Here is a 14572-nt window from a genome sequence, read left to right as displayed (position 1 = left end):
TTGCCTCTCGGCTCACGGTGGTAGCGCGGGCAGCTCCCTGCTCACTGATCGCTCTCTGTGGAGTTGTTGCCGGTCTGCCGCTGGGCGGTGTTCCGACACTCAAAGATTAGCGGGTACCCGCTATTAATGTCAAGCGGGTACCCGCTACACTCTCCACATGGACACGCCGCCGCCACCCTTCGAAGCACTCGCCGACCTGACCAAAGACCCCGGCACCCTCGAACGCGCCAAGCTGCTCACCGACGCGCTGAACGCCGTGCCCGACCTGCAGAAGTGGCTGAGGCAGCTCCGCCAGCAGGACGTCTTGGCGCTCCACGAGGCCGGCATGTCCTACACCGACATCGCGCCCCACCTCGGCGTGAAGCCCGAACGCGCCTCAGGGATCGCCCGCGGCGCCTCCCGAAGCACCAACCCCGGCGGATCAGGCCGCCGCACCAAGGCCCCCGGCCCCGCCGAGCCCGACGGCCCCTGACCCGTTGTCGGTCCGCCATGCCAGGCTTACCCCATCCGACCGAAGGAGCAGCAATGACTCAGCCCACCCTCCCCTGGCAGCCTGGCGACCTCGTCCTCGCCGCCGACGGCCACCTGTGGGTACGCGCCTACCCGGAGGATGTCGAGAAGGGCTGGCCGTGGGCGCATTCGGCTGAGACTGTCGGTGCTGGCTCGGGCGCCGTCGAGGAGGACTATCCGGTGCGGCCGTTGACTCTGCTGGTGCGTGACGGCAGGGCGGTCGGCGGGACCGTGGTTGCCGAGTAGCCCGTGGCGTTCCCAAGGCCCCCTCACGTCGAGGGGGCTTCCTGCTGTCCGGCCCAGCAGCCCCGCCCCGGCCCGTGGCGGGCCCTCAGGCGGCCGAACCCGGGCCGGAGGAAGCCCGGGAGCCTGCGAGGCGAGAACGGGCCGCTACGGCGTTCCAACTTCGCACCGGGCGGCTGGTGGGGTTCGCCGCGGCCGGACACACCCCGAGACGATCAGGACGAGGCGAGCAACTCGCCATCCACCGCAGCGAGGTCGAGGATGGCCCGCGCAACGACCACGGCCTCAGGGCCGCCGGACGGCCCTTTCGCGATGAACTCGTCGCGCTCCTTCTGTCCCGCGTCGTCGGTCCCGGCCCATACGTGTTCGGCGGCCTGCCGGTTGGCGTCGAAGGAGCGCGTAGCCCAGTCGAGGAGTTCCGTCAGTGGCCCACGAAGGCGCTTCGGCACGTCCTCAGCCACTGCTGGCGCATAGGAGTGCTGGTCGTAGCAGTCCTTGCACCAGGGCGCGCCGTCGGCGTCAGCGACGTGAAGCTCCTCGGGGCAGCCGCAGCCACGCTGCTGGCAGACGTCATCCACGGCCCGGAGAACGGCGATTGCTCGGCGCAGGACATCAGCCGGGGCCTCGATCATCGCTGCTCCCCCGTGCCGAAGTCCCGCTCCAACTGGGCCGTCAGGTCGCCGGACACGCACCAGCAGCCGGTCCACTTGCCTTGCCCGCGCGGCCAGTGCCACTCCTGGTAGCGGTGCTCCACGTCGACGCTCGGACAGTCCACGTCGGTGCAGGTCTTGCTGTCGTCGAAGTGGTGGCTGAGGTGGCCTTCGCAGTAGAAGCCACGACGCCGGCCGGGTACGGCTGCCGCCCACCGCTTGTCGTACGCCTGCAGTTCGTGGCGGCACGACCCGCGCAGGTGGAACATGGCGGAGCCGTCACCGAGGTCGGGCCGAATCAGGTTCGGGCCGTCGAACCGGTGGAACTTCTGCCGGCTGGTGATGGGTTCGCGGCAGCCGTGGCAGGACCCGGGCATGATGGCCATCTGCTTCTCGAAGTGTTCCTCGGCGCGTTCGGCGATCTTCTCGTTGTGCACGTGCTGGCAGGGCGGGAGTTCACCGCACAGACGGCAGACCGAGTAGTGCTCGGGCAGGGTCCGCCACATGATCGACGCGGAGCCGGACAGGTGCAGGGGCTTCGCCTCGGGCTGGTCAACGTCGCGCAGAACCAGGACGAGCGGCCGGTACGGCCAGGTGGCAGGTTCGGGGCAGCCGTGGTCAACCCAGGTGTCGCGGACGGTGTCGTCCCAGTCGAACGGGTCACGTTCGCGGGTCTCGACGACGCGGTAGGGCTTGCGGTCCCAGATGACGATCTGGCCGGGGGTGAGCCTGCTGCCACTGCGGTGGTCGGCACGCTGGTCGGGGCGCCAGGCGTCGGCTTCGATACGGATGATCACTGCTGGCTCCTCAGTCCGGATTCGTCGCGGTTCCATCCGCAGGTGAACATGGCGCCGGCCTCGCGAAGGCGCAGCAGCCGTGCTGCATAGCCGACTTCGGCGGGGTCGTGCTGGGCGAGGTCGGACCATGCTGCGCCGCTCATGCGTTGGCCGGTCGTGTCGTGCGGGTCGCCGCAGGGGCACGGGCAGTTCGGCGGGTTATCGTCGAGGATGTTGGCGCCCCAGCACTTGTGGTGCCAGTGCTTGGCGCAGGCCTCGCACGCGTCGCGGGGGACGATCAGGAACGGCCCGTCACCGTCATCCCCACCACCACCCTTGCGCTTCCGCTTCGGGTCGGGCGTCTCACGGACGTGGGCGAGGTGCAGTGCGGCACCCATCTCAGGCCTCCTGGGTGGCGACGCGCTGGGCGAGCACCTGCTCGTACACGTTCTCGGTGAACAGCCAGCCCGCGGCGGTGTGCCGCTGGGGACGCCACGGTGTCGGCGGGACGAGCGTCTCGCTGCGGTACGCAACGCCGACACCCCAGAAGTCGGCCTCAGCCAGCACGCCCTTGTCGCGCGGGAGTGCTGCCGCGAGGATCGCACGGGCGCAGAACGGGGCGTACGCGGTCGCCCGTTCGATCGTCGTGCGGGTTGCGGTGCCGGGGAGGAGCGCCAGATGCACCGTCACCGGCCGGACCGCAGTGCGGGTCACGTGCCCGGCCTCGACGTGGACCGCGGCAGCGGGCAGGTGGCGCAGCAACTGCTGGTCCCGCCGGTCCAGCGAGCCGACAGGGACCGGCTCCCAGGCGGGCAGGCCGAGCAGCAGCCCGAGGTGCTCGATCCGGGTGATGGCGCGCAGCCCGGCGCGCTGGCGGCGGGTGTGCTCGACCTGGTCGACGGTGACGAACAGGGTGGCGCCGCGGCCGTAGCTGGCGGGTGCGGGAACAGCGACAGCGTGCTCGGGAAGATCGGGGACGAGGGCGCGGGCAGCGGCGAGCAGCGCGTCGCTGATCGCTGCGGCAGTGGGGGCCAGCATGATGGTGCCTCACTTTGCGATGGTATGTGGTCAAGTGTCCCGTGTTTTTGGGCGCACGGGTACCCCTTTGGCGTGGCGGTCCACGACCAATTCGGCTGGTGGGGTGGGGAGATGGGGCCGGCCGGTTCAGGTCACGGCCGGCTCCGGGTCAGGCTGCGGCCCTCTGCGCTGACGGTCGAGCCCGAGATGACTCGTCCCAGTCGACGTCCCAGTCGATCCCAAGGGCCTCCAGCAACGCTGCGCTCGCACCCGTGAGTGTGCCGTCCGCTCGCCGCTGTCGTTGGACCTGCAACCAGCAGCCCAGGTAGCACGGGTAGCGCTGTGGAACGTCCGCTCTGAAGTGGAGCGGGACGCGTAGATCGCCGTGGTCCTTGAAGTACTTCACTGCGAGCTCCGCCGTCTCCATCCAATCCGCAGCCGCCTCGGAACGGCTGGGTCCGGCCACTACCCAGCCGACCCCGAGTTCGTTGAGAGCGGCGGCTTGTTCAGGCGCCAGGTCACCTCGATTCGCGTCCCGTCGCTGGTCATTGAGCCAGCTAGACAGAGACTGGTCAAAGACACCCTCCCTGACCGGGTTCTCAAACTCACGCGGGATGTCGACATGCCCGAACGTCGCATGGAATGCCGCTACTCGTTCAAGGTATTGACGCCACCAGGGCGGAAGCCAGTCGAACCCCATGGCAGCGATGGCCGTTCCTTCCTCGGGGCCGAGTTCTCCCCAGTGGCGTCGGCGGCAGACGTCCTCCAGCCACTTGACGATGTCCACCTCGTTGCCATGGATGTCTGTTGCGATCACGCGGCCAGGCAGGTTGGCGCATCCGTGCTCTGCCAGCCACGCCGCAACCGCTTCTCTGGCCGCCCGCTGCTTGACTTCCCGGGCGGCCTCCATCTCGGCCTGCCGAACGGCCAGAGGCACCCAGTCGAAGCCACAGCCGTTGAGGGCAGCAATCCGTTCCTGGCTCAACGTGGCATCGGCGTAAGCGTCTTGCTGCTCCTCCACCCACTTCCAGTAACGCCTGCCCATCATGGCGAAGCCCTCAGTGCCCCTCTCGGACCCAGCGAAGAACTCATACATCCGCCACCAGGCGGCGGTCTCCGCATCCCACTCGAAGCCCAAGGCATCAAGAGCAGCCACTCGCTCGAACGGCAGGATCCCCTTCAGGCGATCCGAACGCTGGCGGGCGATCCACCTCTTCAAGAAGGAGCCGTCGGCAAGCTTGGCCCCGGCGGGGACGTTGAGGTGACCGGCCTCGTCGTGGAACGCTTTCAGCGCGGCGTAGCCGTCCAGCCAGGGTGCCGTTGTGTGGTCGATGAGCGCGACAGCAATCTGCCGAAGGATCTCAGGGTCGGCGCACGGACCCGCGATGGCGATCCTGTCGGGCAGTCCATCCTGCTGCGAATCGTCGGCCTCCTGGGCTTCAGGTTCGCGCACCGCGGAAGTGCGCAGCTGGTCGAGTTCGGCGCCAAGGTCGTTGTCGAGGTCTCGCAACGCCCGGATGACCGTCCACGCCGGCTCGTAGTCGGTGCCGTCCAGGACGTTCGAAGGAAGGTCGCCGTCGGGCGCTTCGGGGAGCATCATCGGCAGGATGAACTTGGCGACGCCGCGGCCGCCAGGACTTCGTCGCAGAGCCCGGCCGGCCGACTGGATGATGTCGACCTCGGACCGCTTGGGGCAGGCGAAGAGAACCGCATCCACCGACGGCACGTCCACGCCTTCACCCAGGCAGCGAGCGTTCGACACCACGACCAGCCGACCGTCCGACGGTGCCGCCAACTCGGCCAGGATCGGGGCGCGCTGCTCGCTGCTCATCGAGCCGTCCACATGGAGCGCCGTGACCATGTCGGGGTCGTAGCCCAACATCGCCGCCACCTGACGGAGCTGCGCGGTGAACACTTTGGACCCGCGGATCGAGTCGCAGAACGCGATCGCCCTGCCCACGCCCTGCTCCTGCCAGGAGCGAAGGAGGGCAACCTGCGCCACCACCGTGTTGCGGGCCTCGCCGGCATCGGTGTCTCGTGCCTCGTCAAGCAGTTCCAGGATCCGGCGGACCCTCTCACTCTCGACGACCGTCACCAGGGCCCGGTAGTCGTCCAGGTGTCCGTCGGCGATCGCCTTCGGGAACGCATACTCGTACGCGACCTCACCGAACAGCGCCGAGTCGTCCATGCTCAGCGCGCCGCTGCTCGTGACGCGCTCGGTGAACAGGCGCGGCGTGGCGGTCATGTAGACCCGCCGCGTTGCGGGGAGCCACCCTGGGTCCGAGACGAGGCTCCGCAGGGATGCGGCCGGGTTGCCGGCCAAGTGGTGCGCCTCGTCGCACACAAGGACGTCCAGCGGCCGCCCTGCTGCTTGAACGCCTCGCGCCAGCACTGCCACGGAGGCGTATGTACTGACGATCAGGAGTATCCCGGACGCAGGTAGGGCACGAAGCCGATGCTCGAGCACGGCGGGGTCCGTGGTCACCTGCGCGTCGAGGTCCGCGACACGAGCTGACTCGTCGCACTGGCCGATGGTGCGGTCGGAGCAGACCGCGAGGCACTGGACGGGGCCGAGTTCGGCGTCCCGGCGCCAGCCGTCGACGAACTGCTTCACGAGCGCCAGAGACGGCGTCACGACGGCTACGACACCCGGCTGCTGGCCCCGCTGTCGCACAGCCTCCAGAAGGGCCTCCGCGGCCCGCTGAGCAGTCAGTGACTTTCCGGTGCCACAGGCCATTCGCAGCTGCCGGACGCCACCGCCAGCAAGGGCGGTGGCGACCGACGCCACGGCCGCACGCTGGTAGTCACGGAGTTGCGGGGCCACCGTCCGGACGACTGTGCTCACGAGGGTCTCCTCGAATGGGGTTGCTAGTCATAATGCCGCCTTATGACTCCGAATGCGCGGACAGCGGGAGCGTGGTGGGGATGGCAAGCGAACAGCCAGCCTCACATACTCAGTTCGGCTCGTCACTGGTGGGCGGCACGGGGCCGGTCCCCGGGCCGACACGCCGGGAGCTAACCGAACTCAGCCGCCGACGGATCGTGCGAAGTCTTCGCCAGCCTGCTCGACGTAGCCGCACAGCCAGTCACAGCCGCCCTCTCTGCCGAAGCCCTCGCGGTGCAGCACCTCGTGCAGCTCCCCCGCAGTCGACCAGTCGACGTCGGCTGGCCCACTCCTCGGCGAGTAGCTGCAGCCGCGGAACATGCGCTGCGCCAGGTACGTCACCGGGTTCTCGTGGGCGTCACGGCGGGCGGCGTGCCCGTGCAGCCAGCGGGCGAACGTCATCGGCAGGGCCACGGCGGGCTTCCGCCCCGAGCCACCGCACTGGGTGTGCCAGACGACACCGCCGTCGGTGATCGTGCCGACGATCGGCCCGTCAGGGTCGTACGGCTGCTCATGCCGGTACAGGGTGCCGTTGTTGCGGATCCGGATGGTTTCCTCGCAGACCGGGCACAAGCCGGTCGTGGTGATCGTGGCGGTCATGCGGTCACTCCTCGGGGTCATGGGTGGCGGGCAGGCGCGGGATCGGGTCGCCGGGCCGGCCGCATCCTGCGGGCCACGCCCCGACCGGACGGCCGTCCTCGCGCGACTGCGGCGGGGCGGTCCTTGGGACTTCGTCATCGGTCTTCGAACCGGGGCGCTGGATAAGGCTTCGTACGAAGGTGCTCAAATCGCCCTGCTGCGCCATCTGGTGGATGTCGTCGGGGGTGAACTCACTGGCCATGGATGCACACTCCGATCACTGAGGGTGGCTAGCTGTCGTGCGGCAGGTCGCAGGCATGGGCCAGATGTCCCTTGAAGGCCACTGTGGCGGTCCCCGTTGTGCCCATGCGGTTCTTCGCGACAATCAGGTCGAGTTCACCGGCTCGCGGGGAGGTCTTCTCGTAGTAGTCCTCCCGATGCAGCAAGATCACTACGTTGGCGTTTTGCTCGATCCCGCCGCTTTCGCGCAGGTCAGACATCATCGGGACCTTGTCCGGACGCTGCGACACCTGCCGGTTCAGCTGCGCCGCGGCAACAACCACGATCTCGAACTCCTGCGCCAGCTCCTTCAACCCGACCGCGATGGAGTCGACCTGTGTCGTGCGGTTCGCCCCAGCCTCGGCCTCGGCCTTCGCGATCTGCAGGTAGTCGACGACGTACAGGTCCGGCAGTTCGCCAACCGCCTGCATCTGCCGCAGCCTGGTCTTCATCCGTGACACCGGCACCCGTGGCGAGTCGTCGATCCGCAGCTGCTTGGCGTGGATCCGCTGGATCGCCATGGCGACCCGGTGCATCTCGTCGTCGTCCAAGCAGCGGGCCCGGAAGCGCTTCAGGTTGACCTTGGCCTCGGCGCAGATGATCCGCTGCCCGATCTGGGTGTGCGGCATCTCCATGCTGCCAACCAGGGTCCGGCCGTCGTTGGCGATCGACACACACCGCGCCCAGTCGGTCATCACTGTGGTCTTGCCCATGCCCGGGGAGGCCGCGACGACGACCAGGTCGGTCTTCTCGACCGGCGCCAGTTCGGCCAGGTCCGCGTACGGGATCGGCAGTGATCCGTCTCCGGGGTTGAAGTACATGGCCATGGTGTTGTCCAAAACCTCGTGCAGGGGCTTCTCGCGGCTGACCGCGGTCGTGCTGGACGTCGCGGTGAGCTTCTGCAGCAGGCCCGCGGCATGGTCGAGGACCTCTTCCGCATCGCCGCCTGCTGAGGCGTAGCCGGCTTGCACGAGGCTCGTGCCGGTGTCGACGATGGCGCGCAGGGTGGCCTGTGCCTTGACGATGTCGGCGTAGTAGCCGGCGCTTGCCGCGGTCGGCGCCGAGTTGCTGCAGGTGAACAGGTAGTTGACGCCGCCGACTCGGACCAGGTCGTTCGCGTCGAGGGCGTTCTGGACGGTGAACGGGTCGGCGGGCTCACCGCGCTGGTACAGGCCGACGATGGTGCGGTGCAGCAGCTGGTGGGCGCCGCGGTAGTAGTCCTCGGCGGTGAGGATGTCGACGACTTCGGTGATGGCGTCCTTGGAGAGGAGCATGGCGCCGATGACGGCCTGCTCGGCGGGGATGTTCTGCGGGGAAACGCGTTCGATGGACTGGGCGACGGCGTCGGCGGGTTCGGTGTCGAACAGGGTCACTGGCTAAGTCCTTGGTCAGGCCGCGATGGGCGCGGCGTCGGGATGGCAGTCCGGGCAGAGGCCGCCGGCCGGGCTCTTGCGGAGCCGGGGATTGAAGCGGGCGGCCGGGTTGGCGTCCTCGCAGCGGGTGCAGGGTTCCAGCAGTGCGAGCCCGGCGGGCTGGGCAGCGGCTCCGGTCTGCTCGGCCCGCCACACGGCGGCGAGGTCGGAGAGGTCTCCGGCGGCACTGACGGTCCGCCACCAGCCGGGACCGCGGGGGTTGTGGGTGCGGGTGAGCCAGTCGATGAACGCCGGCTCGTCGGCTTCTGGAACAACGCCGGCCGCACGGACGGCACGGTGGGCAGCAGTCGTCGGGGTTGCTTGTGGTCGCGCAGCGATTGTCTCTCTCTCGTCGCTGGGTGCGGCGGGAGGCTGCTGGGGGTCGGGTTCAGACGGGTCGGACGGGGAGGAGAGAGATTGAAGAGGAGGAGATAGAGGAGTAGGACCCCCTCTGTAGGGGGGTCTTTCCGCCGATTGCCCCCCGTTCTTGGGGGGTCTTTCCTCTTGATTGACCCCCGCTCCTGGGGGGTCTTTCCGTTCTCCCTTGACGACGTACCCACCGAAAGCCCCCCTCTGCAGGGGGGTCTTTCGCCAGTCCTGGATGACGCACGGCGCAAACAGCGATGCGATGCGATACCGAACCGCTTGACCGCGGAATCCGCCGGACACCGGTTCGATCAGACCGCGCTTCAGCAGGATCGACCGCATCGCCTCCCACTTCTTCGCCGTCATCCGGATCCGGCGCAGGATCTCCGGATGCTCGGGCCCGTGCCAGGTCTCCCGGGTGGCATCGTTGGCGTCCCTGGCGAGCACGGTCAGGCACCAGCGTTGGGCTGGCGTCACGTCGTCCGGGCACCAGTCCATGACCTCTTCGACCAGCTTGATCCCCATCAACTCACCGCCGTGGGCGGCATGTCAGGGGTGTTGGGGTACACGTCGGCTCCAGCTGGGCGCAGGGGTGGTGTGTGCGGGCCGCCCGCGAAGCGCAGGCGGCCCGGGGGCCTATCGGCCGAGGATGTTGCCGAGCACGTTGCGGGCGTGCTGCTGGCCGGGCGGGTCGGTGACGACGTCGAACGCGTCGCCCAGCGACCGGTACTCGACGTGCGCGGGGACACCGCCCTGGGTGTACTCGCGGGCCTCGCTGGTGGCGTTGGCGGGCGCGTCGGGGTTGTTGCCGGGGTAGCTGTTGACGACCATCACTCCCCCAGCCCGCTGGTGCCGGCGAGGGTTCGCTGGATGCGCAGGCCGAGCAGCCAGTCGCCGTAGCGGTCGAGGCGGTGGCGGGCGGCGGCGCGGTCGAGGAGGAGCTGGGAGAGGTTGAGGCGCGGCGGCTTGGCGCGCATGGCGAGGCCGATCGCAGCGTTCTCGGTGGGGCGCGGGGCGGTCGTGTTCACCGGTTCACCTCGTGGAGGCGCTGGGCGGCGGCGAGGTGCGCGGCCTGGATCTGTAGGCGGTTCGCGAAGTCGCGCAGGCCCGCGGCGAGCTGGTCAACCTCGGCCAACGTGAGGTCGCCGTCGAAGCCGGAGATGCCGACCGAGAGGCGGGGTGCGGCGAAGTCGGTGCCCGCGTAGGAGTACAGGCGGGCGGACGCCAGCGACTGGATGGCTTCGTCCGGGCGGATCGCGGCGACCTCGTTGTCGGGTCCCCAGTGCTCGTCATGGGGGCCCTGTTCAACGCACTGGGTGTTGAGATGCGGGCACGAACCGGCGGGGGTGGTGGTGCTTCGGGCAGCCAGAGCTGTCATGATGGGCTCATCTCTGCTGTGAGTGCCTCGGTTACCAGGCCAGCTGGCACTCATGACGAGTCATCGGCCCCGCTTCTGCGGGGCCGTTCCCGTTTCTAGGGACAACCTGACCGTACAAGGTTTCTTGATAAGTTGCAATGTTCTGGAGGAATGGGCCACACTGGCTCGACATGACGGCACCAGGACCGGAGGACCCCGTGAAGAAAGATCTCCCCGATCGACCCACCGCGCTCTACCGGTTCTACGACGCGGACGACGCCCTGCTGTACGTCGGCATCACTCACGACTTACGAACACGCTGGTCAACGCACCGCTACTACCAGCCCTGGTGGCATCTCGTCGCGCGCAAGACCTACGAGTGGTACGAAGACAGGTCGCTGGCCGGAGCTGCCGAGAAGGCGGCCGTCGAGCATGAGAAGCCACGTTTCGACGCCTCGCACCTAAGCCGCGCTCACAGGGTCGACGGCGATCGCTATGAAGATCCACGGAAGGCCAAGATCGCAAAGCTGTTCCGCGCCGACATCGACAGCGGCGCGTTCCCCCGTGGTCGCATGCTTCCATTCCCAACCATCCTGGCAGCCAAGTACCAGACGTCACCGGCGACCATGTCCGCCCTGATGTGGGATCTCTGTGAGCGCCGTGTACTTGAGGGGCACGGTCGCAGATGCTGGCCAGCTGGCAGTCGACTGAAGTAGGCGTGCATAGGCGCCCGCCGCGAAATGCGGCGGGCGCCATCGTCGTTGGCCGGGCCTACTCGGCGGGGGCTCGCAGGAACCAGCTCAGGCGTGGATCCTCGCCGCGCTCCTTGGCCTCCTGCTGTGCCTTGCGGTACCGCGCGACCAGCTCCGCGTACTCGGGGCTGGTCCACTCGTCCTCTGCCGGCATCAGGGCTCCACTCGGTTGTCGGGACTGTTCAGCCATGGATGCTGGCCGTCGCGATCGACGGTCAGGCCGAACCGGTCGATGCCCGGCCGGCCAGCGGCCTGCCACCAGTCGTGGGCTGCCTCCATCTCGTCCCAGAGCCGCCGCGGTCCGGACTGCCACACCGTGGACCGCTCCACCTCGTCCTGGAACACGACGGCGGCCCACGACTTGTCCGCGAGCCCGTACAACCACACCACCCGCTCGTCACCGCGCCGGTCCGTGACGTGAGTGAGGCCTGCGAGGCGCAGGCCAGCAACGAACGGAAACGCCTTCCACGGCCCGAACGGCGGCCGCGCAGCGGTTGTGCTGACGGAGGCGTCGCCGGGGAAGTCGACAGGATGCTGCGGCGGCGTGAGGCGCTGCGAGCGCATCTTCATGAACTCCACCGGGCGCAGGAACGGGCCCGCCAGGGTGCCATCCTGGGCTGCGGTCAGACGCACCAGGGCGTCGCCGTTCTCGAAGTGCGTGCCCCACGGGGCGAGGATGACACCGCCCGGTTGGAGCTGCTCGATCCAAGCGTGCGGAATGTGCCGCATGCCGCAGGTGGCGATGATCCGATCGTAGGGCGCCCCGGCCGGGTGACCGGCAGAGCCGTCGCCTGTAATCACGGTGGGGTGGAGGCCTGCGGCGGCCAGGTGCTCGCGGGCTGCCTCGGCGACAGCAGGGTCCACTTCAATGGTCGTCACCGCGTTGTCGCCGAGCCGGTGCGCAAGCAGGCCGGCGTTCCATCCGGTGCCGGTGCCGATCTCCAGCACGCGCATGCCTGGGCTCGCGTCGAGGTCTTCGAGCATGCCGGCGACGATGGACGGCATGCTCGCCGAGCTGGTCGGCACCGTGCCCGCCTGGGCGTCGGAGTTCCGGCCGTCGTCCCACTGGGTGACGAGCGGGATGTCCGCCGCGGCGGCCTCACCCCAAGCGTCGGGATCTGCCCGGCGGTCAACGGGCTCGCTGGCGCCGGTAAACATGTCGTGCGCCCACATCAGGTCGGGCAGGAACAGGGCCCGGGGGAGCGCGTCCATCGCGGCGGCCCACGGCCCGGATACGGGGAAGGACCGCCCCGTAGTGCCGGGGCGGTCCTGATCGGTGGCGGTCACTTGCGGTGGCCCCCGTCGCCGGGGGGCGGCCCACCGTCGGGCTGTGGCTCCGGGTTCGGCACGGGCCACGGCTGGCCGGGTAGCTTGTCGCCGCCACCGTCCGCGTTGATCGTCTCGGGCATTGCTGCTCCTCTTCGAGGGTCTGCGTCAGCCCTACTCAATCGCGCGCGGCTGGCCGGCGCTAGAGCGCACCGGCGCACCGAGGGGCGCGCGTCAGCCCGCCGCAGCACGGGCGGCCCTCTACGGACCGACCAGGATGTTGACGACCCGGATCTGCTCTTCGCCGATCCGGTAGGAGAGCGTCATCCCCGGGACGGCGTCATCCCCAGGCACCACGATGATGCGTCCCGACAGGTCGTCACCGGCCGTGTACGGCAGACCGATCTCCGAGTCCCGCTGGAGGCTGCGAAGTGTGTGCAGCAGCTTCTTGCGCTGCTCCGGAGTCATGGCGATGGCCGCTACCCGCGCTGCGTCGTCGAGGAAAATGTCGGGCAGGTCAGACACTGACGTCCTCCCACTCGGGGAAGATCTCGGCGATCGGCGTGCCGGGCCGGTCGAACGCGGTGCGCAGCGCCTCCCCGATCTCCGGGACGGTGCGCAGGTGGAGCAGGTGCTGCCAGCCCTTGAGGTACTGGCGGATCTCGTGCAGGGGCACGTCGTCGATCTCCCGGTTGAAGCGGGCCAGGTCCGTCCCGGTGAGGACCGCGCGGAACTCGCGGATCGTCTGAGGGCTGTGGCTGTCCGGTGAGCCGTAGTGCTCGATCGGCTGTGCGGTCATGGATGGCGTCCGTTCGCTGCGGCGATGGCGGTTGGCTCCCTGTCGGGATGTGCTCACGCTACCGGGTAGCAAAGCGCGCGAGGTCGCTTTGGGTCAGCCGAGGAGCCGGACCTTCGCCTTCGGCAACTCCGCCAGGCCGCCCTTGTAGACCACCTTGTACTCGGCGAGGGGGGCGGCCCCGGCGTCGGCGGGCTGGGACTTCTTGAAGAGGGCCATCGTGCTGCTCCTGCTGTCGGGGACGGGCAGGAGCAGCCTCGCAGCAGAGACTGACGGGCGATCAGGGAGTTGCCAAGCTGTTACTCCGCCAGCATCAGAACTCGTACTCGACTGCGTAAAGGTGGCTGGCCTTCACCATCTCCGTTACTTCAATGACCCGGTCGTTGTTGCTGTAGACCACGCGCAGGGTGCGCAGCACGGGAAGCTTGCCCGGCATCTTGAGGGCCTTGACGTGCTCCGGGGTCGGCAGGATGGCCATCACCTTGTCAACGCAGCGGACGGGTGGGTAGCCCATGTCTGCCAGCAGGCGCGGGGTGCCACCCTTGATCTTCTTCTTCTCGGCGATCTGCGTGCCCCGGGCGATCTCGACCGGATAGTAGGACTTCACGAGCTCCGCAGGCTCATCATTCATCGAAAGCATCTGGACTCGCAGGATCGCCACACCGCCCGCACCCAGCCCCATCGCCGCAGCCGCGTCTGCCGGCGGCCCTACCTCCGCCACCTCCAGCAGCGTGCTACTCGCGCGATCACCCTGCTTTGCCGCCTCGTCGAGCCAGCGGTAGGTCTGGCCCGGCGCAGCCGGCTCCTTGTACCTGGCGGGCGTAAGCGTCCGCTGCCGGGGCGGCTGAACAAAGATGCCGCTCCCGCGCTGGCTGCGGACTAGCCCCTCCTCGGCGAGCATGTCGTTGGCGTTCTTGATGGTCTGCGGTGCGATCCCGTACATCTCAACCAGCCGCGGCGTGGACAGCAGTTTGCTTCCGGGCGGGGAGTCGCCAGTCAGAATGCCGTACCGCAGGTAGTTAGCGACGAGCTCGTGCTGAGCCCAGCTGCTCTCATTGGCTCCCAGGCGGTCCAGCGCTTCCGCTTTCGCCTGCCTCGCCTGCGCCTTGGCGTCGTCTTCGTCAGTCATGTGTCAGCCGATCTTGGCGATGTAGTGGAGGGTGCGCCCGCGTGCAGGCATCGTCATGGTGGTGACCTCGAACGGCTCGTCGTCGGCGTTGACTACAAGTCGGCAGACATCGAGGACCCACTCGTTGTCGTCTAGTGCGAGCGCTGTCCGCTCCCCGTCGCTGGGCTCGCGCGCCATCACTTCCTCGTGCCGGGCGTGTCCGACGTAGCCGAGTTCGGCGAGCAGGGTGACGGCGCCGCCACGGATCTTCCGGGGCTCGGCTAGGGCGGTACCTCGTGCGATGTGGGCTGGGTAATAGGAGTCGGTCAGCTCTGTTGCTTTGCCGTCGAGAGAGATGATCCGACGGCGCACGACAACTGGGGTGCCACCTGATATGCGCAGCGCGCGAGCCACGCGGGCAGGTGGGACGACCTCACCCACTTCGGTGAGCTGCTGCTCCCCCCTGTGCCCGTGCTGCTGTGCTTCCTGTTGCCAGGCGCCGGGTTCTCCTGTGGCAACCGGACGGAGATACGGCTCTGCGTCCTCCGCCCAGTGTTCCCTGCTCAAGAGCTACTCC

Annotated in this window: 23 protein-coding genes; 3 read left to right on the top strand and 20 right to left on the bottom strand. The window is 68.6% G+C overall.

From position 1 onward, the window contains the following. Nucleotides 1-157: 157 nt before the first annotated feature. Both OG455_RS41515 and OG455_RS41510 read left to right on the top strand, forming a co-directional pair. On the top strand, nucleotides 158-472 hold the full coding sequence (locus OG455_RS41515; RefSeq protein WP_266300586.1) for a sigma-70 family RNA polymerase sigma factor: 315 nt from the start codon (nucleotides 158-160) through the stop codon (nucleotides 470-472). A gap of 53 nt (nucleotides 473-525) precedes the next feature. After that, a complete protein-coding gene (locus OG455_RS41510) occupies nucleotides 526-756 on the top strand; it encodes a hypothetical protein (RefSeq protein WP_266300585.1) in 231 nt (76 codons plus the stop codon). A 212-nt stretch (nucleotides 757-968) separates the two neighbouring features. On the opposite strand, the gene OG455_RS41505 is transcribed toward OG455_RS41510, so the two are convergent. The 12 genes from OG455_RS41505 to OG455_RS41450 form a co-directional block, all read right to left on the bottom strand. Next, nucleotides 969-1385, bottom strand: coding sequence for a hypothetical protein (locus OG455_RS41505; protein WP_266300584.1), 417 nt, complete (start codon nucleotides 1383-1385; stop codon nucleotides 969-971). Next, nucleotides 1382-2200, bottom strand: coding sequence for a hypothetical protein (locus OG455_RS41500; RefSeq protein WP_266300583.1), 819 nt, complete (start codon nucleotides 2198-2200; stop codon nucleotides 1382-1384). The genes OG455_RS41505 and OG455_RS41500 overlap by 4 nt, the downstream gene beginning before the upstream one ends. Beyond that, a complete protein-coding gene (locus OG455_RS41495; protein WP_266300582.1) occupies nucleotides 2197-2577 on the bottom strand; it encodes a hypothetical protein in 381 nt (126 codons plus the stop codon). Before OG455_RS41495 ends, OG455_RS41500 begins: the two co-directional genes overlap by 4 nt. Before the next feature lies 1 nt (nucleotide 2578). Further along, on the bottom strand, nucleotides 2579-3217 hold the full coding sequence (locus OG455_RS41490) for a hypothetical protein (protein WP_266300581.1): 639 nt from the start codon (nucleotides 3215-3217) through the stop codon (nucleotides 2579-2581). A gap of 148 nt (nucleotides 3218-3365) precedes the next feature. Next, entirely contained in the window at nucleotides 3366-6041 is a 2676-nt protein-coding gene (locus OG455_RS41485) for a DEAD/DEAH box helicase (RefSeq protein ID WP_266300580.1), read from the bottom strand. A gap of 180 nt (nucleotides 6042-6221) precedes the next feature. Then, entirely contained in the window at nucleotides 6222-6680 is a 459-nt protein-coding gene (locus tag OG455_RS41480; protein ID WP_266300579.1) for a hypothetical protein, read from the bottom strand. 4 nt (nucleotides 6681-6684) lie between these two features. After that, nucleotides 6685-6921, bottom strand: a complete 237-nt coding sequence (locus OG455_RS41475; protein ID WP_266300578.1) for a hypothetical protein — start codon at nucleotides 6919-6921, stop codon at nucleotides 6685-6687. Nucleotides 6922-6949: 28 nt separating this feature from the next. Continuing rightward, nucleotides 6950-8311, bottom strand: coding sequence for a replicative DNA helicase (locus OG455_RS41470; protein ID WP_266300577.1), 1362 nt, complete (start codon nucleotides 8309-8311; stop codon nucleotides 6950-6952). 15 nt (nucleotides 8312-8326) lie between these two features. Further along, nucleotides 8327-9241, bottom strand: coding sequence for a hypothetical protein (locus tag OG455_RS41465; RefSeq protein WP_266300576.1), 915 nt, complete (start codon nucleotides 9239-9241; stop codon nucleotides 8327-8329). A 111-nt stretch (nucleotides 9242-9352) separates the two neighbouring features. Next, the gene (locus tag OG455_RS41460; protein WP_266300575.1) at nucleotides 9353-9547 is read right to left on the bottom strand and encodes a hypothetical protein; all 195 of its coding nucleotides are present in this window, start codon (nucleotides 9545-9547) and stop codon (nucleotides 9353-9355) included. After that, on the bottom strand, nucleotides 9547-9744 hold the full coding sequence (locus tag OG455_RS41455; protein ID WP_266300574.1) for a hypothetical protein: 198 nt from the start codon (nucleotides 9742-9744) through the stop codon (nucleotides 9547-9549). The genes OG455_RS41460 and OG455_RS41455 overlap by 1 nt, the downstream gene beginning before the upstream one ends. Then, nucleotides 9741-10094, bottom strand: a complete 354-nt coding sequence (locus OG455_RS41450; protein ID WP_266300573.1) for a hypothetical protein — start codon at nucleotides 10092-10094, stop codon at nucleotides 9741-9743. The genes OG455_RS41455 and OG455_RS41450 overlap by 4 nt, the downstream gene beginning before the upstream one ends. 197 nt (nucleotides 10095-10291) lie before the next feature. Between OG455_RS41450 and OG455_RS41445 the strand changes: the two genes are divergently transcribed. Continuing rightward, a complete protein-coding gene (locus tag OG455_RS41445; RefSeq protein ID WP_266300572.1) occupies nucleotides 10292-10789 on the top strand; it encodes a GIY-YIG nuclease family protein in 498 nt (165 codons plus the stop codon). A 55-nt stretch (nucleotides 10790-10844) separates the two neighbouring features. On the opposite strand, the gene OG455_RS41440 is transcribed toward OG455_RS41445, so the two are convergent. The 8 genes from OG455_RS41440 to OG455_RS41405 form a co-directional block, all read right to left on the bottom strand. Next, nucleotides 10845-10979 carry a hypothetical protein gene (locus OG455_RS41440; protein ID WP_266300571.1) on the bottom strand — a complete coding sequence of 45 codons (135 nt, stop codon included), beginning with the start codon at nucleotides 10977-10979 and terminating at the stop codon, nucleotides 10845-10847. Beyond that, nucleotides 10979-12112, bottom strand: a complete 1134-nt coding sequence (locus tag OG455_RS41435) for a methyltransferase domain-containing protein (protein ID WP_266300570.1) — start codon at nucleotides 12110-12112, stop codon at nucleotides 10979-10981. Before OG455_RS41435 ends, OG455_RS41440 begins: the two co-directional genes overlap by 1 nt. Next, nucleotides 12109-12234 carry a hypothetical protein gene (locus OG455_RS41430; RefSeq protein WP_266300569.1) on the bottom strand — a complete coding sequence of 42 codons (126 nt, stop codon included), beginning with the start codon at nucleotides 12232-12234 and terminating at the stop codon, nucleotides 12109-12111. Before OG455_RS41430 ends, OG455_RS41435 begins: the two co-directional genes overlap by 4 nt. Nucleotides 12235-12352: 118 nt before the next feature. After that, on the bottom strand, nucleotides 12353-12616 hold the full coding sequence (locus OG455_RS41425; protein ID WP_266300568.1) for a hypothetical protein: 264 nt from the start codon (nucleotides 12614-12616) through the stop codon (nucleotides 12353-12355). Further along, nucleotides 12609-12890 carry a hypothetical protein gene (locus OG455_RS41420; protein ID WP_266300567.1) on the bottom strand — a complete coding sequence of 94 codons (282 nt, stop codon included), beginning with the start codon at nucleotides 12888-12890 and terminating at the stop codon, nucleotides 12609-12611. Before OG455_RS41420 ends, OG455_RS41425 begins: the two co-directional genes overlap by 8 nt. 93 nt (nucleotides 12891-12983) lie before the next feature. After that, nucleotides 12984-13106, bottom strand: coding sequence for a hypothetical protein (locus OG455_RS41415; RefSeq protein ID WP_266300566.1), 123 nt, complete (start codon nucleotides 13104-13106; stop codon nucleotides 12984-12986). 94 nt (nucleotides 13107-13200) lie between these two features. Further along, the gene (locus OG455_RS41410) at nucleotides 13201-14016 is read right to left on the bottom strand and encodes a GntR family transcriptional regulator (protein WP_266300565.1); all 816 of its coding nucleotides are present in this window, start codon (nucleotides 14014-14016) and stop codon (nucleotides 13201-13203) included. 3 nt (nucleotides 14017-14019) lie between these two features. After that, a complete protein-coding gene (locus OG455_RS41405; RefSeq protein ID WP_266300564.1) occupies nucleotides 14020-14562 on the bottom strand; it encodes a UTRA domain-containing protein in 543 nt (180 codons plus the stop codon). Nucleotides 14563-14572: the final 10 nt, after the last annotated feature.

Origin of the sequence: Kitasatospora sp. NBC_01287 (assembly GCF_026340565.1) — a bacterium.
Taxonomy (GTDB): Bacteria; Actinomycetota; Actinomycetes; order Streptomycetales; family Streptomycetaceae; genus Kitasatospora.
The sequence above is the reverse complement of the archived record's forward strand: the minus strand, read 5'-3'. Positions and strand labels throughout refer to the sequence as shown.

Bases quoted from the DNA above. Each gene is read 5' to 3' on its own strand.
- OG455_RS41515 (WP_266300586.1), top strand. From the start codon at position 158: ATGGACACGCCGCCGCCACCCTTCGAAGCACTCGCCGACCTGACCAAA.
- OG455_RS41510 (WP_266300585.1), top strand. From the start codon at position 526: ATGACTCAGCCCACCCTCCCCTGGCAGCCTGGCGACCTCGTCCTCGCC.
- OG455_RS41505 (WP_266300584.1), bottom strand. From the start codon at position 1,385: ATGATCGAGGCCCCGGCTGATGTCCTGCGCCGAGCAATCGCCGTTCTC.
- OG455_RS41495 (WP_266300582.1), bottom strand. From the start codon at position 2,577: ATGGGTGCCGCACTGCACCTCGCCCACGTCCGTGAGACGCCCGACCCG.
- OG455_RS41490 (WP_266300581.1), bottom strand. From the start codon at position 3,217: ATGCTGGCCCCCACTGCCGCAGCGATCAGCGACGCGCTGCTCGCCGCT.
- OG455_RS41480 (WP_266300579.1), bottom strand. From the start codon at position 6,680: ATGACCGCCACGATCACCACGACCGGCTTGTGCCCGGTCTGCGAGGAA.
- OG455_RS41475 (WP_266300578.1), bottom strand. From the start codon at position 6,921: ATGGCCAGTGAGTTCACCCCCGACGACATCCACCAGATGGCGCAGCAG.
- OG455_RS41465 (WP_266300576.1), bottom strand. From the start codon at position 9,241: ATGGGGATCAAGCTGGTCGAAGAGGTCATGGACTGGTGCCCGGACGAC.
- OG455_RS41460 (WP_266300575.1), bottom strand. From the start codon at position 9,547: ATGGTCGTCAACAGCTACCCCGGCAACAACCCCGACGCGCCCGCCAAC.
- OG455_RS41450 (WP_266300573.1), bottom strand. From the start codon at position 10,094: ATGACAGCTCTGGCTGCCCGAAGCACCACCACCCCCGCCGGTTCGTGC.
- OG455_RS41440 (WP_266300571.1), bottom strand. From the start codon at position 10,979: ATGCCGGCAGAGGACGAGTGGACCAGCCCCGAGTACGCGGAGCTGGTC.
- OG455_RS41430 (WP_266300569.1), bottom strand. From the start codon at position 12,234: ATGCCCGAGACGATCAACGCGGACGGTGGCGGCGACAAGCTACCCGGC.
- OG455_RS41420 (WP_266300567.1), bottom strand. From the start codon at position 12,890: ATGACCGCACAGCCGATCGAGCACTACGGCTCACCGGACAGCCACAGC.
- OG455_RS41415 (WP_266300566.1), bottom strand. From the start codon at position 13,106: ATGGCCCTCTTCAAGAAGTCCCAGCCCGCCGACGCCGGGGCCGCCCCC.
- OG455_RS41410 (WP_266300565.1), bottom strand. From the start codon at position 14,016: ATGACTGACGAAGACGACGCCAAGGCGCAGGCGAGGCAGGCGAAAGCG.